Below are 23,373 nucleotides of genomic sequence, written 5' to 3'. Positions count from 1 at the left end.
ACTAAGAGATATTGTCATTGGATAAACAAAAATATGAGACAGATGAAATTAAGAACTTTATTATATATCGGATTAATGGCTTCGGTTGCGGCAAGTACATCTTCTTGCACCAAACTGAAAGAAGAGTTTAAAGGTGAATTGGAGGAGGGAACTTCTGAAGTCGAGCCAGGTGGCTTATTGACGACCGCCTATATCTCACTGAATACCCCTTATCAACAGGAACAGCGCTGGGTGATGCAAGAAATTTCGACCGATGCAGCGATGGCGCCTACAAGAGGGGGAGACTGGGATGATAATGGAATGCACCGTGCAATTCATTTACACACCTGGAATGCGGATAACGCTTACATGAATAATACCTTTGTAAGTTTGGGGACTGCGATTTATAACGCCAGTAATGTGTTGCGTTACAAGCCTAATGCACAACAAACTGCGGAGGCAAAATTTATTAGGGCACTGGCAATGTTTGATTTGCTCGATCTTTACGGTGTCGTTCCTATTCGGGAAGGTGAAGCAATGGAGGATTTTAGGATCGCTCCAGAGGTTTTGCAGCCACAGGCAGCCATTGATTATATCGTCAAAGATCTGAACGATATTCTAAGCAGTCTTCCAGCAGACGGGGCGGCTTATGTAGCAAATAGAAATGCAGCTAAAACCTTGCTCATGAAGATCTATCTGAATAAAGGTGCTTTTGTCAATCGGCAAGCCCCAACTTTTGCGGCAGAGGATATGAATAAGGTCATAGCCTTGGCAAAAGAAATTACGTTAACAGGAAGATATATGGTCTCGGGCAAAGGCAAATACTTTGACAATTTCGCACCTGATAATGATGTGAAGTCGACCGAAAATATTTTTACGCTATTAAACAAGAATGGTGAAAGAGGCGGAAATGTGGATCGGACCTGGAATACTATTGCGCATTATAATATGAATCCAAGTGGTTGGAACGGCTGGTGTACCCTCTCGGACTATTATGATAAGTTTTCGGCATCCGATGAACGTCGAGGGATTTATTACGAATATGCAGCGGACACAACCTCCAATCGAAAAAAAGGATTTGCACGTCAGAATGTAGGCTTTTTTGCCGGACAACAATATAATTGGAGTACGAACAAACCGTTAATGGCCCGCAACCCTTCAACAGCTCCGCTGTCATTTACCCGAGAGGTTACTATCCGTACTTCTGGAGCAACGCTGGAGACCGCAGGGATCCGTCCAATGAAGTATGCATTTGATTATGCTGCTTCAGGACAGCGCAACAACGATTGGGTGGTGTTCCGTTATTCGGATGTGCTACTGATGCAAGCAGAAGCGATTTTGAGAGGTGGTACCGGTGCGGCAGGTGAGGCCTTGGCTTTGGTCAATAGCATTCGGATAAATCGTGGTGTGACAAATTTAACCAGCTTGACACTGGACAATCTATTGGATGAACGCGCACGTGAACTGTATTGGGAAGGCTGGCGGAGACAGGATCTGATCCGATTCGGTAAGTTCTTGCAGGCCTGGCAGGAAAAGGCTGCAGATCCGGATCCGAAAACATTGCTGTATCCTATCCCGAGCCAGCAGATCGCAGTAAATCCTAACTTGAAACAAAATCCAGGTTATTAATAAAAAATTGCTTTAGCTGCGGTAAAAACCGCCGCTTAATCCGTTTGGATTTTGTATCATAGGTCTTTAGATGAGCAGGTGTTCCTGCTCATCTAAAGACCTTTTTTCATTTGGTTAAATCAGTATATTAAAGTGCGGAATGCTCGACAACCTTTGGTACTACGACTAAGACTCCTTCGGGCTAGCGTCTTAATCGCTTCGCTATGCCTGCGTCATGAGTCCGTGCTGAGTCCGTGGTGAGTCCGAGTTAGACACGGATTCACCACGTAGCGAAACTGCTCTTACCTCGCTCAAACCCCCTCCATGCCCCGAAAAAGGGCCATAGCAGGTACGGAGCGGACCCGAATGAATTGCAATAACACGTTTTGACACGGACTCTGTTTATATAAGCTATTTATTTGTACTAAAAAATAATCTATATGTTTTTTAATTCTGTCTGTTTAGATGGAATATATATATTATAAATTAAAATTATTTAGTTTTATCAATAATTATGTAAAGAATATCTATAACGATTTTTACTCTTGGATATAAAATCGATCGGCTGACCTCCAAATGATTGTACAAATAGACAAATGGAATACCTTCTTTAACGCTTTTTGATGTGACTTCTTGAAGATGAAAATATTATCTTGTTTTTTTGATAAAAAATAGTCACTTTAGTTGTGGATAACTAGCCAAAAAAGATTGGTGGTTTGATGGGCGAAACTTAAGCGTCTCTCAAGGGCCAAGTTCCGATGTAATGATTGTAAACAATGATTGCAGGGAAGCAAGACTATCTAAATGTAGATTATGATTAACGAAATCCTACAACGGGCACCGACAAACGAAAAAGAGTTTTTTTTAGCTTATCGTTATTGGTATAGAAAATTATATTATTTTTTATATCAGAAAACACAGTGTTCGGATCTTGCTGAAGATGTTGTCCAACAGACATTTCTGATCGTTTGGGAACGTAAAAATGAATCGAATCAACAATTGTTATTTAGTACACAGCTCTTTCAGATTGCACGTACCAAATTGATTGATGAGCTTCGGCGCCGGGCTTTGAACAGAAAGTATATTGATTTTGAAAAGCCTTTTGTACTGAGCCAGTACGAAGATATGGAACGTAGGATTGCCTACAAAAACGAACTGGAATATGTTAAGGGCTTGATCGCTCAAATGCCTTTTATGCGACAGCAGGTCTTTTATCTACATAAGTTTGAAGAGTTGAGCTACAAAGAAATTGCCGTCAAGTTATCCATTTCGCCTAAGACCGTAGAAAACCACATCAGCATTGGTCTAAAATTCATTAAAAAATTTTTCAAATTGCTTTAGGGGATACAGTGGGCTTTGTTCGTATTACAGTTAAATACCCGTTCGCAATCGGGTAACAACTGTTATGAATCGTAAGCAATTATTAAAGAAATTCCTGGCAAACCAATGTTCAGCGGAGGAGGCTAAGCTTGTATTCTCCTGGCTCAACGAGAATCCGAAATTGTTGGATGACCTGATTTCGGAAGATGATTGGTCAGCTTATATCGCGCGGGAAAAAAGCAACAAACGGCAGGGGGATTTTCTGTTAAAGAGCCTGCTCGTATTTTTTGTATTTGGACTATTATTTGTTTGTTCAAACCTGCTTCAGGATACCGCTAACCAACGGACGATAACATCAGCAAATCGAATCAAGGAAATTTATTATAACCCATCGCTACGGACCAAAGAAATCATTACAGCGGATGAGTCCCATATTTTTCTTGAGCCCGGGGCTTTCATTGCAGTTTACATCAAACCAAACTTGGATCTCCGACAGGTCCGGGTATTGGAAGGAAAGGTCCGCTTTCACGTCGCGAAAGATCCATCAAAGCCATTTGTTGTACAAAGCAATCAGTTGATGACGACCGCACTTGGGACACAGTTTACAGTAGACTATAATAGCCGCTCCGCCCAGGTCACTGTTCAATTATACGAAGGGAAGGTCCGTGTGGCCTCTGTTGATGAGACTATAGCCAAAATTTTAAAACCTGGACAGCAGGTTTATGCTGCCACACCTTCACAATTTATTCTTTCAGATTTTGGCCAGTATGCTCACGCAAGTGCTCCTCATACGATTGAGCGTAGCGGCGCCGTTGTGAAGAATGCGAATGTATATACCTATCCGACAACAATGCATCAATCGGATGACTGGTTGCAATTAGACGAAACATCCGTCTCGGAAATCATTCAATATATCAATCATGAATTAGATATGCCGGTGTCATATGACTCGCTGCTGGTCAGGAACTATCGTTTAAAAGGACGTTTCCGCAAGAATAGGTTGATGGATTTAAAGGATAAAACCCAGTTGGCTGAATCCATCCTACAATTGATCGTTGAAGTGAACCCCTTTAAACTGGAAAAACAACAGAACACATACATACTCAAACCTAAAAAATAGAATTATGGTAAAATTCAACTTAACCAAGAAACCATTTTTTGTTTTGCTGCTTCTGACACTGATATCTATTCATGGTCTGGCTGGAACGATCAATGGTGTCATCAAGAATGCCGCCGGGCAGCGGCTAGCTGGCGTCAGCATTATGTTGAAAAATGCAGGAAGCAATTTTTCGACAAGCGGTTCCAGTGCAGCCGATGGCAGTTTCCGTTTTGCGGAAGTGCCTAATGCCAAAGGCTACGAATTGACTTTCTCCTATATTGGTTATCAAACTTATGTAGAAAAAAATGTGCAGGTATCCGCCTCAGGAACAACGACATTATCCATTATCTTAGAAGATCAGGTCAATCAATTGGAAGATGTAGTCGTCATTGGATATGGTAAACAGAAAAAAAGTGACCTGACGGGGGCCATTGCTTCGCTTTCCAGCAATGAGCTGACAAAAGGTGGTGCGGTCAGTAATGTCGGGCAGGCATTGCAGGGTAAAGCATCCGGGGTAGTGGTCACGCAGAATTCGAAAGCACCAGGAGGCAGCACATCCATTCGGATCCGGGGAACGAACTCCATTAGTGGCAGTAATGATCCTCTCTATGTGATCGATGGATTCCCTACAAATAACGGGATAAATATTAATCCAGAAGATATCGCTTCCATGGATATTCTTAAAGATGCCTCTGCCACGGCGATCTATGGATCCAGAGGAGCGAATGGTGTGATCATTATTACAACGAAACGTGGCAAGACTGATCAGAATAACATCACCTATAGTGGTTACGTAGGGACACAAAACCCGATCAATCCCTTCACTTTTTTGGACGGTAAGCAATATATGAACCTGGCAAACGCGCTATATAAGGAGATCGAAGGACAGGAAAATCAGGAGTACGCGGTGTACACCAAATCGCAGCTCGAATCGGATGTCAATACCGATTGGGTAAAGGAGACCATGCGTAACAGTGTTTTGCAAAATCACAATCTACAGTTCTCGGGCGGTGGTGAGAAAACGAAAGTATTGACAAGCTTAGGCTATTTTGATCAAAAAGGTATTTTGAAGACCACCGATTTTAATCGGATATCCGGTCGTATCAATGTGGATCAAAAGGTCAATGATTATATTCGAACAGGTGCAACCATATCTGCTCAACGGGAGAAATCCAATATGCAGCTTTATGATGGCAATATATTGAATTCGAACGTATTGTATAGTATATTGACTTATGATCCCACTATTCCGGTTTATAATGCGGATGGTAGTTTTGGAAGACCTCCGGGCGGACAGGGAGACAATCCTTTAGCCAACCTGATTTCGCGAATCAACGATGTGCAAAGGGATAAGTTAAACGGTAATATCTTTGTTGAAGTCAACCCGATCAAGGAATTGACTTTACGTATGAATGCCGGAACGGAAATTACCCATGACCAATTGGGTAGTTATCTGACCCGGGATTCTTATCAGGGGGGGATTGATGGCGGGGTCGCCAGCCAGGCAGATTATAATGAAACACATAATCTGATTGATTTTTATGCTACCTATGCCAAGGTCTTTAATGAAAAGCATAATCTGAATGTGATGGGGGGATATTCCTATGAGAAATATGTGCGTAACAACAAGGGCATCAATGTCAAAGGTTTCTCGACCGACTTATTGGAATATAATAATCTTGGAATGGCCTCAAGTATTACCGGAGTGAATTCTGCCAAATCGGAAAACCTGGTGATCTCTTTTTTTGGTCGTGTGAATTACAGTTACGACGATAAATACCTGTTGACAGCAACCTTACGTCGGGACGGCTCTTCACGTTTTAGTCCGAATCATCGTTGGGGAACTTTTCCTTCAGCAGCTTTTGCATGGAAAATAAACAACGAGGATTTCATGCAGGGACAGCAGTTGTTTTCGGACCTCAAGTTTAGATTGGGGTATGGACAGACCGGAAATGATAGGGTGGCCGATTATGCTTCTTATGGATTAATGGACAACGGACATTATACTTTTGACGGTATCAATAATGCCGGTGGGGTAAAGCAAAATCCGACCTATCCTGAAAATGACAAACTGAAATGGGAGTCGACTACCCAGTATAATGCCGGGATTGATTTTTCGTTCTTTAAAAATAGATTGGCGTTTACCTTGGATGCCTATTACAAGAAGACAAATGATTTGCTGATCAGAAGTATTCTACCTTACTATACGGGATATACTTCCGGACAGCGTAATTTAGGTTCTATGAACAATAAAGGGCTCGAGTTTTCCGTAACGAGCAAGAATATGACCGGGGAATTCACCTGGGAGACAAAATTAAATCTTGCCATGAACCGCAATAAGGTGTCCAGTCTTGGTGGTGAACCTGAGCAGCTACTCACATCTTCAAAACCGATGGGTAATGTCTCCGAAGAGGCCTACTCTGTAATTCGTGTCGGCGAATCGTTGGGTTCTTTGTTTGGTTATAAATACCTTGGTGTCATTCAGCAGGGAGAAAAGTATGCGCCTCAGCCCAATTCGAAACCTGGAGATCCGAAATTTGCCGATGTCAATGGGGACGGTACGATCAACTCAGCCGACCGCACAATTATCGGACGCGGCTATCCGAAACTGAATTTTGGTATGACCAATTCATTTACCTATAAACATTTTGATCTGACGGCCTTTGTCTACGGAAATATCGGCAATGACCTGCTCAACATGACGCGTATGAACATCGAATGGAAGCGCGGAATTGAGGCATTAAATCGCTGGACTCCGAACAATACCAATACGGATATTCCACGAAATGGATTCTATTATATGAACTATGGCGGCTATATTAACGATCACTTTATTGAAAATGCTTCTTTCCTACGTTTGCGGAATTTGACCTTGGGTTATACATTTCCATTGAAAACGAAAGCAATTCAATCGATACGTGTTTATGGCATGGCTGAAAACCTGTTCACCATTAGCAATTATTCGGGCTGGGATCCAGAAGTTGACACAAAGGGTTATGAAAATGATGCCTTGGTCAAAAATAGAGCTGGAAACAACCAAAGTGCCAATGCCGGTGTGGGACTGGATTTTAATTCCTATCCGTCCATGCGTTCTTTCACTTTTGGCGTAAGTGCCACATTTTAACAGGTAATACCTTAATTTTAAATGACATGAAGACGATTAAAAGTAATTTTAAATATATCCTAGGGCTAGCCGGACTAGCGTCCATTCTTACCGGAAGTTTGCAGAGCTGTACCAAACTTGAACCGAAATTGTACAGCGATCTGACCACCAAAAATGCCTATTCGACCGAAAGTGATATCAATGCGGCTTTGACCGGTATCTATACCAGTTTATCGCCTTATCCCGGTGATGCTTATTTATATTATGCGGGATATCTGGTGATGATTACGGATTATGCGACCGATATGGGATTTTCGACTGCGGCCGGAGATCCCACCCGGATGAGCAATTTTACCTATGATGACAATAACCGATATTTTAAATTTAACTACCAAAATATGTATCAGGTCATCAGTAATGCCAATATGCTGATTGACCGCATTGACAATGTGACGATCCCGGAGGATCGAAAAAAGGAGATTATTGCACAGGCAAGATTTCTGAGAGCATTATCGTATATGGATCTAACGGACGCCTGGGGGCCTGTGCCGCTAATTACGACTGTGAAAAATCCGACCGAAAGCTATAATGAACCTTTGGCTGCGGTGGAAAAAATCGACGCGCAGATCGCGGCAGATTGTCAATATGCCATCGATAATCTTCCTGAACGGTGGTCCGCTGATCTAGGACGGGCGACAAAAGGAGCCGCGCTTACGCTGATGGGTAAAATGTATATGCGTTCGCATAGCTATGATAAGGCAAAGACTTATATTGATCAGGTACTGGAGCTGCGGAAAAAGGGTATCTATAAATTAAATCCTGACTTCAAAAACGAATGGTCTGATGACAATAAAATGGATATGGGCCTGATATTTGGTGTTTTACATGAACCAACACTCAATGGCGGGGAGATTACAAATCACTTTGGACCAACCGATAATCGGGAGGTGCCTGACCGTTGGCAATATTATGGTGTTTCACTCGATTTCTGGAGAAAATATAGTGACCTAGATCCACGTAAGCAGTTTTTTTACTACAATTATGAGGGCAAGGCAGCGAGGGATAAGAATACAAAGCATGGGTTCTTTTATATGTTACCTGCCAAAGGACAAACAACACCGCCTAGCGATACGGTCAAATTTTTGCAAAATGTCGCTACAAAAAAATACTCCTATGGCATGATCAATAACTCCTATCTTGATGGACGGACCATCCAGGTATTTCGTCTAGCGGATGTTATTCTGTGCAAAGCGGAAATCGAAAATGCCTTGAATGGACCTGCGGCCGCATTGCCTTACCTCAACGAAATACGTAAACGGGCCGGTGCGCCAGCGTATGGAGAGCATCCTGATTTTCCCGTTCCGACGAGCAAAGAAAGTATGATCGATGCGTTGGTCGATGAGCGCGGTTTTGAGCTGGTCTTTGAATATAAAAGACGTCAGGATCTGATTCGATTGGGCAGATATGAAAAGGTAAGCAATGCCTATCTGAAAGGCCGTGGATTGAAAGAAAATGTGACCGGAGCAATGCGTTATTTCCCTTATCCATTGGAAGAAGCGCGCCTGCATCAGGAAATGACAGCGGCAAATCCATCACGACTACCGAAATAATAAGGAAAGCGAATAAAAAATATGCAGATGAAATTATTCAAAGCAATTATTGTACTAGCTGTTGTAGCGGCAGTTTTCGCTGGTTACTATTATTATACAAATCAGGTCGAAATCGACACAATTGAACTGACCTCTCCGAATAACCTCCCCTTGGATGAAGACATCCACGTGCGTCTCAATCAACCCGCGGATGTGTATATTGAGTACTGGAAAGAGGGGAATGGGGATGTTCGGCGGACGGTGACATCAAAATCGGTACAGAATCATACTTTTCACTTGTTGACGCTGGAACCGAATAGCAGTTACAAATTTCGGGTGGTCATTGACCGGGCCATTCCGATCAAATCCAGTGAACAGTCTTTTAAGACAAGACCGCAATCCCCATGGATGGTACATGATTGGATCAAATCCGACCATCCACACGATGAAAAAGCACTTGGGAATGGTCTTGTATTATTGTGCTACCGTGGCTATCCTGGCTATATGGCCATGGTCGATGGTAAGGGAACGATCCGTTGGTACTGGCAGGACGAGAAATTGGGTGTTCGCCTAGCTTCATTAACCCCAAGGGGAACAGTTTTAGCCTTACTGGCTCCTGCAAGCAAAGATGAGTTCAATAAGCCCAATCAACCAAGTAAAAAATCCACGAATGCAAGCTATTATCTTCGCAGCGGAAGGATCGGCTTTGTAGGCGGGACCGTCTTGGTGGAGATTGATCTGACAGGGAAGGAAATTAATCGAATTGACCTGGATAAAAAAGGGATCGTGATGCACCACGATGTACAGATGGACAAGCGGAATAATATTGTCGGCATCGTCAGGGATTTTAGAATAGATGACCGACCTGGCCATCCCAAAGATACACTGTGGGGAGATGCGATCTTAACCATGGATACCAAAGGGAATGTTTTAAAAAAATGGTCCCCCTGGGAAAAATGGGATATTCTCAAGGACAAAAAACTGGATAGCCTGAAGCACGATAGATTCCACTTTAATACGATTTCTTTTGATCGGGACAGCAATTACATCACTTCGTCGCCAATTGAAAATCAGGTCTGGAAAATTGATGCGAAAACGGGCGATATTCTCTGGAAATTAGGAAAGGACGGTGACTTTAAATTGAAGGAGAGCGACCTGTTCTATTTTCAGCATGCACCACATATCACGAAAACGGGCGAACTCCTGCTGTTTGACAATGGTGATTTCTCCCCGCGCGATAGTACAACGGCCAACAAACAATCCCGTGCCATTGCTTTCAATCTCGACCAAAAGAACAAAACGGCAACATTGGCTTATGCGGCCCCCATCCCCAAAAAACAATTCACGGCGCGGATGGGAAGTGCTTATGAACTAGCGAATGGTCATCTGCTGCAAACAAGTTCCAAGACGGGATCGGTATTGATAACGGATAGAAAAGGTAAGGTGCTCTGGGAGTTAAACGCCTATTTTATACCTTATCGGGCCCTGTATGTTCCAGAAGAAATTTGGAATAAATATCGAAAAAACTAAGGCATAAAAAAAACGAAGGTCATCTTGAGTGAAAGTGCATATGCCGCATTAGCTCAAGATGATTTTTGGGATAATTAATAAATATTGACGTGTACCGGCTTTTGTGTACACCTAACAGCTTATATGATGAAGAAAAGAACAGCCAACCCTAAGTTAGCAACAGTCCTTGCCGTATCATTTTTAGTAAATGCTGTCCATGCGCAGCTGGCCTATCCGCCTGAAAAGCAAAAATGGGATGCAGATCAGCTTGGTAACCACCGTGCGGTATTGAAAGTAAACACGGACCAAAAAGAAGTGCAGGTAGCTATTCCCTGGCGTAACCGATGGGTAGAGGCCAATCAACAGGTAATTATCGTGGACAGCGCCAGCAATAAACAGATCGGGTCGATTGATTATCTCTGGATGAATGCCGAATCGGGAGGCTTGCGTTTTCATCCGGCTTCAGGCAGAGGAATATATTATGTCTATTATCTACCGTATAAAATGGGCGGGCGGAGCCGCAATTATCCGGATGCAATCTATCTGAAAAATACAACATCGGCACCGACGCAAGCCGCAAAAAATAGAAACATAAACTCCAAAGGAGTTCATGTCGAACGCTTTGATGCCGTGGATCAGTACAATAGCAATGATCCGATGGAAGTGCTGGCTACCGGAGCGGAAGTCAAAAGTTTCTTAAACCGCAATGCTAAAGAAGATTATTTTGTTTTCCCTGAACGAAGGGAGTCGCCCATAAAAATGGAAAATAACCTCCCGCGATTGTGGATGACGAAAACAAAAGCCCCGGCTCAGCTTGAAGGAAATGCCCAAAAAGGTGAGTATTACGCGTTTCAATTGGGCCTTTGGTCGCCGAAGCAAGATCTTCAAGCGCTTCAGGTATCATTTTCGGATTTTAAGTCCAGCGATGGGACAATAATTGCTGCCAATAGCCTGAACTGTTTGAATACCCAGGGTACGGCCTATACCGGAGAGCCCATGCACCTGACCGTGAATGTACCTCCGAATAGGGTACAAGCCCTATGGTGTGGCATGCAGGTACCGGAAAATATTCCGGTGGGGACTTATACGGGCACCGTGACCGTCAAACCAAAGAATGCGACAGCGAAGAAGGTACAGCTTATCTTTCATGTTTCGGAAAATGGTAGTGGACTAGCTAGTGTTGACCAGCCCTGGAAAATGACGCGGCTGCCTTGGCTTAACTCAACATTGGCGCAAAAAAATACAGTCATTGCACCATATACGCCGATTGTGTTGACGGCTGATTCGACCTTACAGCTCCTGGGGCGTGAAGTTAAGCTGAGCGCAAGTGGTCTGCCCAAACAGATCAGTACTTTTTTTACGCCTGAAATGACATCGATCTCGACAAAGCCAAATGAATTGTTGTATGAACCGGTGCATTTTCATTTTTATCGTGCCTCGGATGGTAAGGAGATCCTCTTGAAAACCGCGGGTGTACAATTTAAAGAAAAAAATGAGGGCGAATACCGTTGGATAGCCAAAAATGAATCGACCGACCTTACTATGGAAGTGGAAGGGAAACTGGAATTTGATGGTTATTTACATTATGTGGTTAAGCTAACCGCATTAAATGATATCAGTTTAAAAGATGTCAATATGCATATCCCGGTTATGCCCGACAAGGCAAACTATTTTATGGGCTTGGGACAGAAGGGAGGAAAGCGCCCGGAACAGCTTGTCTGGAAATGGGATGTAGCGAATAAGAATCAGGATGGTGGCTGGATTGGTGCTGTAAATGCGGGACTGCAGTTCTCACTACGCGATGAGCATTATTCAAGACCCTTGAACACAAATTTCTATCTTCAAAAACCGTTGGTGCTGCCAACTTCCTGGGGCAATGAGAATAAAGGTGGAATAGATATCGGCCTCAAAGGTAAATCGGTCTTGGTCAATAGCTATAGTGGTGAACGTCAGCTTAAAAAAGGAGCGGTACTCTATTATAATTTTAACCTATTAATTACCCCATTCCATCCGATAAATACCGAAGCACAATGGAACGAACGCTATTATCACGCTTATAAACCAGTCGATTCGGTCGTGGCCAGTGGATCAAACGTCATCAATATCCATCATGCCAATGTGATCAATCCCTATATCAATTATCCATTTATTGCGACCAAAGAGATGAAGCAATATATTGATCAGGCGCATCAAGCTGGACTAAAAGTGAAGATTTACAATACGGTACGGGAGGTCTCCAATAGAGTTTATGAACTTTATCCACTAAGAAGTCTAGGTACTGAAGTGTTTTCACCGGGCAAAGGCGGCGGTTATTCCTGGTTGCAGGAACATCTGGGGAAAAATTACATTGCGGCTTGGTATGTGCCGGAATTTAAAGATGCCGCCATAATCAACAGTGGTATGAACAGATGGCACAACTATTATGTGGAGGGCATGAACTGGCTGGTTGACCATATTGGTATTGATGGGATTTATCTGGATGATGTTGCTTTTGACCGGGTGACAATGAAGCGTATCAAGCGCGTGTTGACCAAAAATGGAAAATCGGGCCTGATTGATTTGCATTCAGCGAATCAATATAATAAAAACGATGGCTTTAACAACAGTGCGAATCTCTATCTCGAACATTTTCCTTATCTGAATAGATTATGGTTTGGCGAATATTTTGACTATGAAAATAACCAGCCTGACTTCTTTTTAACAGAAGTGAGTGGCATCCCCTTTGGACTGATGGGCGAAATGCTTCAGGATGGTGGGAATCCTTGGCGCGGAATGATCTATGGAATGACCAATCGGATGCCCTACCAAAAACTGACACCGAAGGACTTGTGGAAGACCTGGGATAACTTCGGTATCAAAGGAAGCAATATGATCGGTTATTGGTCACCAAACGTTCCAGTAAAAACGGATAACGAGAAAGTATTGGCAACGGTTTATACCAAACCCGGAAGAGCGATGGTTGCGATAGCCAGCTGGGCTGATACAGATGTCGATGTACAGCTAGTTATTGATTGGGACAAACTAGGGATTGATCCCAAAAAGGCCAAACTATCGATTCCTGCAATAGCCAATTTCCAATCCGGTACAGCATATAACAGGGGCGATAAAATTCCTATTGCGAAGAATAAAGGGATCATTTTGCTCATAGAATAATAGCTAGTAGCCTATATATCCCAGGGAGTTAGTCCGGGTTCTTTGGAGAAGATGTGGAATGCTCGTATTGTTGGAATTGGTGCATTTATCTGAAAGCTCCCGTTAATTATTAATTAGTGAATAAATACATATTTCAATGAAAAAATGGCTCGTGTTAGCGCTATTGGGGCATGCCATATTAACTGTATTGGCGCAGAACCCCACAAAGATCGCTGAGGTAAAAAAACGGTATACAACCTATCCTTTTTCGGACCCGGACCCAATCGCTTCAGCACAGAAATTGTATCCTTATTTTCGATTTGATGGTTTCACAAATACCGCCATTGAAAAGGAGTGGAAGACGGTGATCTTAGAGAACGATTATATCCGGGTTCAGATTATGCCGGAAATAGGGGGAAAGATCTGGTCTGCTTATGATAAAGTACGAAAGCGGGATTATATCTATAACAACGGCGTCGTGAAATTCAGAGATATCGCAATGCGAGGGCCTTGGACAAGTGGTGGTATTGAAGCGAATTATGGAATTATTGGTCATACTCCCAACACGTCTACAGCGGTGGATTATTTACTGCAGGAACATGCGGATGGAAGTGCAAGTTGTTTTATCCATGCTTTTGATCTTTTGAGCCGCAGCAACTGGACCTTGGAAATTCGCTTGGAAAAAGACAAGGGTTATTTTTCGACACGTTCTTTCTGGTCAAATGGCAATGCCATTGAGCAGCCTTATTATACCTGGATGAATCTGGGGGTCGCGGCCGGCGAGGATTTGAAGTTTCTATATCCGGGCAACCGGTATATCGGCCACGACGGGGATGCGCATCCATGGCCCATTGATGGCGAAGGCCGTGACCTGTCCAACTACCGGGAGAATGCATTTGGGAGTTCGAAATCGTATCATGTGCTGGGGGCACATAGCAAGGCCTTTGGGGTATATTATGAGGAACGCGATCATGGGATGGCCCGATATGCACTGCGTGAAGATAAATTGGGTAAGAAAATATTTCTGTGGTCACAGGCCGGAGATGGGCAGATCTGGGAGAAGTTGCTGACCGACCGGAGCGGTCAATATGTGGAGATCCAAAGCGGTCGATTATTCAATCAGAACGTGCCGTCAAGTAGTTTAACGCCATTCAAGCAAATTGGATTCGCACCTTATCAGAGCGATTCATGGACGGAGTATTGGATGCCTTTCGCAGGGATAGGTCAACCCAAAGATTTTCAGTTGTCGGCTGCGCTACAGGTGAAACTAGAAGGCAAAAAGCTCCTGTTGACCGTTGATCCCAAACGACCTTTACAAGATAGTATTTTTGCACTCGATAAGAATGGCTTGTCCCTGGGAGCTAGTTATCTAACCGCTCGAGTGGGGGAAGTAAAACAGCTTGTTTTAGAATTAAACAGCGATGACAGCCCCTATTATCTCAAACTAGGACGGGATTATTTTGATTTACGACAGCATGATATTGCTACTACCTTGGATCGACCTACTGAATCAAGCCGTGGTACGATGATCGATAGCAATCAAACCAAACTATTTGAAGTACGGGATTTGCTCCGGTTTAGACAATATGGAGTAGCTGAAACTTTGTTAAACAGCTTGACCGAAAAGCAAGTGCCCCAATTGGATTTCTTGCTGGAGAAGGCCAAACTTGCCTGGTTCAAAATGGATTATAGGCAATGTTACGATTATGCACGTCAGGCATTGGCGATTGATACCTATGATGCTGCAGCCAATTATTATTACGGTTTGGCCGCAGTCAAGCTTGAAAGAACGCATGATGCACTGGATGGCTTTGAAGTAGCTTCGCTGGATCCTAGCTGGCGTAGTGCGGCTTATTTACAGCTTGCCAAGTACCATTACCGGATCAAACAGGATGATCCGGCTTTGGCCTATGTGGAGAAAGCATTGGTGGCGAATGGGCTGAATATAGACGCATTGCAATTGCGGCTGCTCATCCAAAAGCGGCAAGGAACAAGTTTGGACACGACATCCTATGAGCGGATTGTTCGCAACGATCCCTTCAATGCCTTTATCCAATTTGAAGCGAAAAATGAAGTGCTATCCAGGCAGGAATTTGCGTCGGAAAAATGTTTTGAACTGGCCATTTGGTATGCCGATCTACACGAATATAAACGTGCCGTCACTGTACTCAATAAAAATAAGCCAAATACAGAGATGTTATTGTGGCTGGCCTGGCTGACCAAAACCAATCCTACAGTGAGTCAGGAATATCTGGCAAGAGCCGTAGCAAGCAATCCAGCCTTTGTGTTTCCATTTCGTGAGGAAAGTGGGCCGGTGTTTGAATGGGCAGGCGAGCAGCTGAAAAATTGGAAAGTCGCTTATTTGCAGGCATTACTTTATCGTTTCCGAAATCAGGGGGGGAAAGCGAAGCAGCTTTTGGATGCGGTAAGGACTGAACCATCGGATTTTGGAGCTTACTTTGCGTTGAAATCTAATCTTGAAGAAGATCAGCAGTTCGATCAATCCGTTACAGCGATGAAACAAGCGATGAAAGCGGAACCACATGAATGGCGCTATGGCCTTCGTTTGGTTGAATTGTTAAATAAAGGGAAATATTATGATCAGGCACTCGAAGTTAGCAGAAAGTATCATTGGGCATTTCCCAAAAACTATATCCTAACCTTAGCCCATGTACGGACTTTGTTGTTAAATAAAGAATATCTGCTTGCCGAACGTGAATTGCAAGCGGTCGAAATCCTTCCTTTTGAAGGGGCAACAGAAGGACATAACTACTATGTACAGACCAAATTAATGCTGGCTTATAACTACCTACAACAAAAAAAATATAAAGAAGCAAATCTGAAGGTCGAAGAATCAAGGGCCTGGCCGGCCCAACTGGGGGTAGGCGAACCCTATCCGGAAGTTAAAAATGAAATTCTGGCAGATTGGCTCGCAGCTTATATACAAAAGAAAATAGGGAACAGTAGTGGGGAAACCAACTTTCTACAGCAGATAAGCCAGCGTAAGCAACCGAAGAATCCATACGAATTTCTACTTCAACAGGCCGCTATACAACAATTAACGAATAAGGGAATTATTGTCCGTAGCGGGCAAACTGTCCGAGGGATCGATCAGTCAGATGCTGTTTTTTTTGATCAGATACAAAAAGATAACCTAACAGCATATTGGCCAGCGTTGATCCAGCACATTTATTTTGAGCAAGACCAACGTATGTTTTAACTCTCTTTGTTGTTGACAGCGGTAAAAGCAGATTGGTTTTATGGTATTTTGTATTCGATAAAAAAGATGTAAATTGAATTAATTATACAAGAGATGAAATAAATGGTAAGAATGATCTTTAGGCAGTTCTATTTGGTATTGTTGATCATAGCATTTTGTCAATGTCATGGCAATAGCAATACGATGGAAAATCAGGGAAAACTTCAGTCAAGGGTGGATACATCGGAAAAAGTGCAATCTGTTACGGGGCAGTTCAAGTCGAATAACCAGGTTATTCAGTTAAGTGATGCAATGGAAAACTTACTTTTTGTGCTTAATAAAGGTGACATCTATCTTCCTGAAAATGGTTTTTACCTCCATTTAAGTCAAGCGGATGCCAAGAGGCTGGGGACAGCATATATTTTATTGATTCCTCTTTTTCCCGATAGCGAAAACTTATTTTTTACCTATGATCGGGATTTTACGTTTGAGATCGTTGCGGTCCCGGGTATGGAAAACTGTTATTATACAAAGAATGTTAGGTTTTTCAATGCACATAATAAAGACAAGATTGCTTCAGAAAATGAACGTTATGCAGCCACTATTTTTAACCAGCCTACATTAAAAGATACGATCGAATGGTCGATTTTCTCTGATTATCGCGACCTGCGCCATATACCACAGTGGATAGATCACTTAGACAATAGCCAGCAGCTTATCGTTCACTATGTTGGCTGGGCTGAAACAACTGATGGGGGGTACGCCATACATGATTACAGGCCCACTACGGTGGCTGATCTTGCGAGAAAAAGGTTGAATGATGTCAGTAATCAGATGGAGTCTTTGGGCGTACCGACGGCCGAGGCTTCACAGCATGAATGGAAAGCCTGGTTAGATCATATTATCAGTCTTGATCCTAAAGATCAGTTTCCAAAAGCGGGTGCAAAAGTATGGACGAAGTCCTTTCAAGAAAACACAAAGGGGCTATTTGCCTTAGATGAAACAAAGGGCAAGATCATCCGCTTACATCCACAGCCAAATTACCTGAATTTTAAGGATCAGCAGCTGTTGTCTATCAATCCTGCTGACAGTAGTATACAGGTCGGTAAAATTGCTTCTTCACAACAACCAAATGCCGCGGAATTCGTTGATTTTAGGGTTGAAAATGGAACGCTATTCAGCATCAATAAGCAATTCCAATGGGGGCAATACAGTGCGGAACCAAGCAATGAAAAGACCACATTTTATAAAGAACAGGCTTCCAAAAAGTTGTTGCCGTTGGTACGGGATATGATTATCGATCATACTTATATGACTCCGGAGCATAGTTATATCCTTTATCATAAGGACCGGACCTTAAATTATGAAATGTTATGTATCAACAGTAGGACAGGGGCGATAATAGCGCAAAAAACTGTAGATAGGTTGTTGACAGAAGCCCATATTGCCAAAGGAAAAATCGAATACCTTCCCACTGCAATAATGAATGGCACTTCTCCGGACTTTCCGTTGCTGTTTAAATTAAACGAGGTCACCTATCACCTATCGCTTAACGCGAAATTGGTACCTGTTGAAACAGTGAAGCTGCCGGCTACTTTACCATGGCATCCGAGCTATCTAGCTGCTGATAATCGGGCGTTTTATTTTGATAAAACCGATAATGAACTATGGTTTTATCCGATCAGTCAAAAAGAGTCCATACCATCGATCAAACTACAGGATCATCTTTTTGATCGGTATATCATGCTTCCGGATGGAGATAATTATCGTTTCTTTTATGAATATGGAGACACGTTCACGCATGGCATAAAGACGGTTTTAATCAATGGTTCTACATTTAAGCAAGCGGGAGAACCCGAGCTTGTTTATTCGTATATACCATTGGAAACGGAATCCAGCGACAATACACCCAATAATTTAAGCGCCTTTAAAATCGGAAAGAAATGGATAGTTACGTTTATGTTGGAACAGAAACTGATCGTGACCGAAATTTGATGTATTGAAGGGTTTGCTTGAGTTTGTGTTTGAATCCTAGGCGATAAAAAGAAAGACCACTTCATGCTTAAAATGAAGTGGTCTTTCTTTTTCTGTCGGGATGGCCGGATTTGAACCGACGACCTCCAGCACCCCATGCTGGCGCGATACCGGGCTACGCTACATCCCGAATTGTTCCAAATAGCGTGAGATCGGATGATCCCAAGCCCTTTTTTTTAGGAAAAATTTTTGGTAGCGCTAAAATAGTAATTATTGACAAAAAATAAAATCTAATTGCAAAAAAGAGAATGCCTGAAATTTTGAGGGACTAAATTTCGGACATTCTCTTATTACTTCTACCCCTGTCTACCTTCGTACGCTATTTTCCATCGTCAGGAGACATTTGTATTTTTTATGGTTTCCTCTGAAGCTGTTTTTTGCAAACCGCCGTTAGAATTTATAACCAACCATAATGCCGACGGTTTTATTCTTGGCATCCAGTGTTTTATCCACGCTGGTGAACCCATGGCTATAATAGGCATCTACTGTAAAGCTACTGACATCAATGCCGATTCCGGCTCTACCGTCAAAGGAGAACTTCTTATAATCTGTAGTAGGACTGGATTTGACAGTCTTCAGATCATAATTTAATTGCGGTCCCAATAGACCACGAAAACTGAAATCACCATTTTGTAAAAATGTATAGCCAACCTGGAGTGGAAGATTGATCTGATAAAACTTAGGGGTCTTTTGGCCACCTTCGAAAGTATACTCTTTTCGGAAAAGACTAGCTCCGATGCCGGGTTGAAAGAAGACGCGATCTCCAACGCGTGCGAATGCGGCAACAGAAACCCCTACTTTACCGTTATTGTCTTTAACGGACTTGTTGCCAAAGGATGTCATGTGATAGTTGCTCCCGACCTGTATACCATAGGTGACCTCCTGTGCTTGTCCTGTACCTGTTATTCCAAATAATGTCAATGCCACTAAGGCCGCTTTGAGTGTTGTTTTCATCTTTAATACTATTTTTTATTATCTAGTTTTTCGTGTCGCTTTATACTATGACAACGGAAAATCAGTATACCCTTAGAAAAAAAACATTTTTCTATTTTTAGATAATTACCTTTAGTTCCGATTTTGGATAGCTGATCGATCACTGTCGTACTTTAATTCCGGCGGGCTGTATATAGTTGAAGGATGAACTTGGGCTGGCTGTTTATTCGAAAGTTGATGGGATATTATTATCGGCAGAAAAAAAAGTAAAAAATAAATAAGGGTAAAGATTACTTGTGTTGTCTTAGTATAAAGTAGATTGTTTAATCAAATGGTAGATTTAACCAATGTCGGAAAATAAAGAAAAGAATTTCGAGCAGCTTTTTCGGGCGCATTACAAGGAATTACATCGTTATGCTTTCAGGTATCTGGGCGATAGCGATGGAGCCGAGGAGGTCGTACAGCAAGTATTTCTGCGGTTATGGGAGAAGGATTGGGAGGAGCAGGTTCACACTTCGCTGAAAGCTTACCTCTATCGTGCGATCTATAATGAAAGCATGAATGTTCTTAAAAAGGAGCAACGTAAGCTCAAATATCAGTCTTATGAACAGCACAGACAGGAATGGGAACCGGCTGTAGACGAAAGCAGCAAAGATCTGGATAGGAAACTCAGGGTGGCTCTGGCTGAACTGCCCGAAAAGAGTCGGACGGTTTTTGAACTGAGCCGTTTTCAGGAGATGAAATACAAGGATATTGCGACTACGTTGGATCTTTCGATAAAAACAGTTGAGGGGCATATGAGCAAAGCATTGCGTCACCTACGGATTGAACTTATGGATTATTTAACATTGATTATTTTCTATCTTATCTATATGTTATGAATAAGGAATTACTGGAAAGATATATCGTTGGGAAGACCAATGAATCGGAGAATAATTTGGTGCAAGGCTGGTTGGAGCAGGATCCTGCCAACAGAGCGGAATATTTAAAAGTGAAGAACGTATTTCTATCTTATCTATATGCGATGAACAAGGAATTACTGGAAAGGTATATGGTCGGGGAAACGAATGAAGCCGAATGTAGGATCGTAGAGGAATGGTTGGAAAAAGACGCTAATAATAGGGAGGCATATTTGCAAATGAAAAAGTTATGGGATAGCTTGCCTAAGCCTCTGGAAGTTCCAGAAGTGGATGTGGATAAGGCTTGGATGGATTTTAAAATTGTTAGGGACAGGAGAGCATCGGAACTGGCTGGAATCCCCACAATGAAAACAAAAGTGATTCAATGGAACTGGTGGGCTGCGGCGAGCATTCTGCTGGTCTGTATGGTAGGATTCTATGTGTTTGACCGTTCGCAGCGCGAGGAAATGCATCTTGTGAGCCAAGAAGCTGTGCTTAGGGATTCATTGCCAGATGGGTCTACAGTAACACTCAATAGAAATACGGAGCTGGCTTATGCGAGTACCTGGAGCAATAAAAATAGAAATGTGGAATTGAAAAAGGGGGAGGTGTTTTTTCAGGTGAAAAAGGATAAAAAGCACCCTTTTGTGATCGCCACAGGGAATTCGAAAATTACGGTACTGGGGACAAGTTTTAATGTGCGCCGTATTCCCAAAGCAACGGAAGTCATTGTCGCGACTGGACTGGTTAAAGTAGCCTATGCCGACAAAGAGATTTTCCTACGGCCTGATCAGATGCTTACGATAAGGGATGCCGATACCGCAACAGTGCAAAAGAAGCCTGTTCAGGATAAATTCTATAAATACTATGTCGACAGTAAGTTTAATTTTGTAAATACCCCCCTGAAGGATGTCGCTCAGCTGCTTACCCGTGCGTATGACTATAAAGTTATCATCGATGATCCTAGCCTTCAAGAAATACCGTATACAGCCGAATTTGAAAGAAATAGCCTGACAGAAATACTCAAGGTGATGGCAAAGAGCCTAGACTTAAAGGTCGAGGTTCAGGGCAAAGAAATTCACTTAACAAATAACCAAAAGCGATAACATGTTTTCGAGACAAAATTGTACAGATAGCATCATGATACTATTTTTTATAAAGCGAATCAGGTTTTATCTCCTATTCTCCCTGCTATGCTCCTTTCATTGGGGGCTAGCGCAGCAAAAGCTCGCCGCGGAAGTTCAGATGCCCGCTTTCTCAAAAATAACGGTCGGCGAGGTCTTTCAGCTATTAAAAGAACGGCAGGATGTATTGTTTTCCTTCAATGGGAATATTTTACAGATGGATAGTGTTATTTATCCCCGGGCTTATAAGGGAAATCTATATGATTATCTCGATGGTATTTTGGGGAAGGAGTATAGTTTTAAGGAATTAGGCAAACATATTATCGTTCAATATACACCGCAAAGGATGTCGGTTGATTTTGAGGTAAAGACCCCGAGGAAAGATAAGGTTGTGATTACCGGATATATCAAAAATATCCGAACGAATAATCCAATTTCGAATGCAAGTATTTTTGACCGTAGTGCTTTATTATCTACATTGACGGACAAAAATGGTTATTTTGAACTGGATGTCAAGAAAAGAAGTAATCTGATCGCGGTGAATGTGAGTAAAGAGATGTTTCGGGATACCAGTGTGATGGTTATTTTTCCTATTGAAGCACAGACGGGGGACAAAAAGAAACGTGAATATGGTTATTTTGAAGGCTATGAAGAAGATCATGGCCTTTATAAATCTTTTTTCGGCCGGATATTCCTGTCGCCTGCCCAGCAGATACAGAACATGAATCTTGGTGGAATGTTCTTATATAGTCCTTATCAGATATCCATGACACCGGGGCTAAGCTCACATGGATTTATACGGTCACAGATTGTCAATAAGTTTTCATTAAATATCATAGGCGGTGCAACCGCGGGGGTGAAAGGCGTTGAACTTGGCGGGGTCTTCAATATCAACCAGTATAATATGCAGGGCTTTCAGGTGGCAGGGGTGTTTAATACCGTAGGTGGCCATGTAAGCGGTGTACAGCTAGCAGGGGTGGGCAATCGGGTCTTTGGTGCTGTCAGCGGTATTCAGGTCGGTGGCGTATTGAATAAGGCCGATACGGTAAGAGGCGTCCAGCTTGCAGGAGTTGCCAATACGGTGCGGGAAGCTAGCGGAACAACCCAGATAGCGGGGGTAATAAACAATAGTAGCGGCGATGTGGGGATCCAAATAGCAGGTATCGTCAATAGGGCAAAAAAAGTAAAGGGATTTCAGCTGGCAGGAATAGTTAATATTGCCGATAGTAGTGATTACCCGATCGGGCTATTAAATTTAATCAAAAACGGAGAAAAAAGCCTTGCATTGGCCATAGACGCCGATCGTTATCTTGGGCTACAGTTTCGTTCCGGAGGTCGTGTGCTCTATAGTGTCCTATCGGTAGGTGCGGCTCTATCGGATGATGGACCTTCGAAATATTTCTTTGAAGTAGGTCTGGGGGCTGTGCTATTGAATAGGTCCAAATTCGCACTTCGTACGGAAATTACGTCACGTAATCATTTAACGGACAATTTTAAATTGTTGGACAATCACCGATCTTCCTTCCGTGTCATTCCTTCGTATAAGTTGACGGATGCCTTGTCTCTATTTGTGGCGCCCAGTTTCAATTATGCTGAGCGGGATGAAGATGTTATATCAGGTGGTGGTACCCGTTGGAAGGCCTGGGGAAGAGACCGTGCGAGAAACACATTTTATGGTGGTGGAACAGCGGGGTTAATGTTAAAATTATAAAATTAAAACTATTTGGTATGTGCCGTTGTTATATAAGTAGCTTTTAAACATTTAACATTTTACATCAGCGCCCTTTGTTGAAACAACAAAGGGCGCTGATGCGTTAACCCATACAGAGGCTATAGACTCGTATG

General features: G+C 42.7%; 14 protein-coding genes and 1 tRNA gene. 12 read left to right on the top strand and 3 right to left on the bottom strand.

Annotated elements, in window-relative coordinates; genetic code table 11:
* Positions 1-42 precede the first annotated feature (42 nt).
* Positions 43-1,608 carry a RagB/SusD family nutrient uptake outer membrane protein gene (locus tag ABDW32_RS15415; RefSeq protein ID WP_343563912.1) on the top strand — a complete coding sequence of 522 codons (1,566 nt, stop codon included), beginning with the start codon at positions 43-45 and terminating at the stop codon, positions 1,606-1,608.
* 201 nt (positions 1,609-1,809) lie between these two features.
* Here the strand turns inward: ABDW32_RS15415 and ABDW32_RS15410 are convergent, their stop codons facing one another.
* Positions 1,810-1,980, bottom strand: a complete 171-nt coding sequence (locus ABDW32_RS15410) for a hypothetical protein (RefSeq protein ID WP_343563910.1) — start codon at positions 1,978-1,980, stop codon at positions 1,810-1,812.
* A 420-nt stretch (positions 1,981-2,400) separates the two neighbouring features.
* Between ABDW32_RS15410 and ABDW32_RS15405 the strand changes: the two genes are divergently transcribed.
* The 8 genes from ABDW32_RS15405 to ABDW32_RS15370 all read left to right on the top strand — a co-directional run bounded on the left by ABDW32_RS15405 (position 2,401) and on the right by ABDW32_RS15370 (position 18,533).
* On the top strand, positions 2,401-2,928 hold the full coding sequence (locus ABDW32_RS15405) for a sigma-70 family RNA polymerase sigma factor (RefSeq protein ID WP_077438411.1): 528 nt from the start codon (positions 2,401-2,403) through the stop codon (positions 2,926-2,928).
* A gap of 64 nt (positions 2,929-2,992) precedes the next feature.
* The gene (locus ABDW32_RS15400) at positions 2,993-4,027 is read left to right on the top strand and encodes a FecR domain-containing protein (RefSeq protein WP_343563908.1); all 1,035 of its coding nucleotides are present in this window, start codon (positions 2,993-2,995) and stop codon (positions 4,025-4,027) included.
* Between the two features lie 4 nt (positions 4,028-4,031).
* Entirely contained in the window at positions 4,032-7,130 is a 3,099-nt protein-coding gene (locus ABDW32_RS15395; protein ID WP_343563907.1) for a TonB-dependent receptor, read from the top strand.
* A 26-nt stretch (positions 7,131-7,156) separates the two neighbouring features.
* Positions 7,157-8,719, top strand: a complete 1,563-nt coding sequence (locus tag ABDW32_RS15390; protein WP_343563905.1) for a RagB/SusD family nutrient uptake outer membrane protein — start codon at positions 7,157-7,159, stop codon at positions 8,717-8,719.
* Between the two features lie 27 nt (positions 8,720-8,746).
* Positions 8,747-10,228, top strand: a complete 1,482-nt coding sequence (locus ABDW32_RS15385; protein WP_343563903.1) for an aryl-sulfate sulfotransferase — start codon at positions 8,747-8,749, stop codon at positions 10,226-10,228.
* Positions 10,229-10,351: 123 nt separating this feature from the next.
* Positions 10,352-13,360 carry a glycoside hydrolase domain-containing protein gene (locus ABDW32_RS15380; protein WP_343563901.1) on the top strand — a complete coding sequence of 1,003 codons (3,009 nt, stop codon included), beginning with the start codon at positions 10,352-10,354 and terminating at the stop codon, positions 13,358-13,360.
* A gap of 136 nt (positions 13,361-13,496) precedes the next feature.
* On the top strand, positions 13,497-16,559 hold the full coding sequence (locus ABDW32_RS15375; RefSeq protein ID WP_343563899.1) for a DUF5107 domain-containing protein: 3,063 nt from the start codon (positions 13,497-13,499) through the stop codon (positions 16,557-16,559).
* A gap of 102 nt (positions 16,560-16,661) precedes the next feature.
* Positions 16,662-18,533, top strand: coding sequence for a hypothetical protein (locus ABDW32_RS15370; protein ID WP_343563898.1), 1,872 nt, complete (start codon positions 16,662-16,664; stop codon positions 18,531-18,533).
* Between the two features lie 95 nt (positions 18,534-18,628).
* Here the strand turns inward: ABDW32_RS15370 and ABDW32_RS15365 are convergent.
* Both ABDW32_RS15365 and ABDW32_RS15360 read right to left on the bottom strand, forming a co-directional pair.
* Positions 18,629-18,702 (bottom strand) — tRNA-Pro (locus tag ABDW32_RS15365).
* 260 nt (positions 18,703-18,962) lie between these two features.
* Positions 18,963-19,526, bottom strand: a complete 564-nt coding sequence (locus tag ABDW32_RS15360; protein ID WP_343563896.1) for a porin family protein — start codon at positions 19,524-19,526, stop codon at positions 18,963-18,965.
* Positions 19,527-19,852: 326 nt separating this feature from the next.
* On the opposite strand from ABDW32_RS15360, the gene ABDW32_RS15355 reads away from it, so the two are divergent.
* Genes ABDW32_RS15355 through ABDW32_RS15345 form a run of 3 tightly spaced genes read left to right on the top strand, consistent with a single transcriptional unit; the run spans position 19,853 to position 23,239 of the window.
* Complete coding sequence (locus ABDW32_RS15355; RefSeq protein WP_343563894.1) at positions 19,853-20,386, top strand: RNA polymerase sigma-70 factor; 534 nt, start codon at positions 19,853-19,855, stop codon at positions 20,384-20,386.
* Positions 20,383-21,510 (top strand): FecR domain-containing protein, encoded by a 1,128-nt coding sequence (locus ABDW32_RS15350; protein WP_343563892.1) that lies wholly within the window; start codon positions 20,383-20,385, stop codon positions 21,508-21,510. The genes ABDW32_RS15355 and ABDW32_RS15350 overlap by 4 nt, the downstream gene beginning before the upstream one ends.
* 34 nt (positions 21,511-21,544) lie before the next feature.
* A complete protein-coding gene (locus ABDW32_RS15345; RefSeq protein WP_343563890.1) occupies positions 21,545-23,239 on the top strand; it encodes a hypothetical protein in 1,695 nt (564 codons plus the stop codon).
* Positions 23,240-23,373 lie beyond the last annotated feature (134 nt).

Source organism: Sphingobacterium sp., assembly GCF_039596235.1.
Classification (GTDB): Bacteria; Bacteroidota; Bacteroidia; order Sphingobacteriales; family Sphingobacteriaceae; genus Sphingobacterium.
Note: the sequence above shows the minus strand (reverse complement) of the source record. Positions and strands in the feature narration are given on the sequence as shown.

What these genes read in the sequence shown, in the direction of transcription:
- ABDW32_RS15400 (WP_343563908.1), top strand. Translation starts at nt 2,993, where the DNA reads ATGAATCGTAAGCAATTATTAAAGAAATTCCTGGCAAACCAATGTTCA.
- ABDW32_RS15370 (WP_343563898.1), top strand. Translation starts at nt 16,662, where the DNA reads ATGGTAAGAATGATCTTTAGGCAGTTCTATTTGGTATTGTTGATCATA.
- ABDW32_RS15395 (WP_343563907.1), top strand. Translation starts at nt 4,032, where the DNA reads ATGGTAAAATTCAACTTAACCAAGAAACCATTTTTTGTTTTGCTGCTT.
- ABDW32_RS15345 (WP_343563890.1), top strand. Translation starts at nt 21,545, where the DNA reads ATGATACTATTTTTTATAAAGCGAATCAGGTTTTATCTCCTATTCTCC.
- ABDW32_RS15360 (WP_343563896.1), bottom strand. Translation starts at nt 19,526, where the DNA reads ATGAAAACAACACTCAAAGCGGCCTTAGTGGCATTGACATTATTTGGA.
- ABDW32_RS15415 (WP_343563912.1), top strand. Translation starts at nt 43, where the DNA reads ATGAAATTAAGAACTTTATTATATATCGGATTAATGGCTTCGGTTGCG.
- ABDW32_RS15390 (WP_343563905.1), top strand. Translation starts at nt 7,157, where the DNA reads ATGAAGACGATTAAAAGTAATTTTAAATATATCCTAGGGCTAGCCGGA.
- ABDW32_RS15355 (WP_343563894.1), top strand. Translation starts at nt 19,853, where the DNA reads ATGTCGGAAAATAAAGAAAAGAATTTCGAGCAGCTTTTTCGGGCGCAT.
- ABDW32_RS15405 (WP_077438411.1), top strand. Translation starts at nt 2,401, where the DNA reads ATGATTAACGAAATCCTACAACGGGCACCGACAAACGAAAAAGAGTTT.
- ABDW32_RS15380 (WP_343563901.1), top strand. Translation starts at nt 10,352, where the DNA reads ATGATGAAGAAAAGAACAGCCAACCCTAAGTTAGCAACAGTCCTTGCC.
- ABDW32_RS15350 (WP_343563892.1), top strand. Translation starts at nt 20,383, where the DNA reads ATGAATAAGGAATTACTGGAAAGATATATCGTTGGGAAGACCAATGAA.
- ABDW32_RS15375 (WP_343563899.1), top strand. Translation starts at nt 13,497, where the DNA reads ATGAAAAAATGGCTCGTGTTAGCGCTATTGGGGCATGCCATATTAACT.
- ABDW32_RS15385 (WP_343563903.1), top strand. Translation starts at nt 8,747, where the DNA reads ATGAAATTATTCAAAGCAATTATTGTACTAGCTGTTGTAGCGGCAGTT.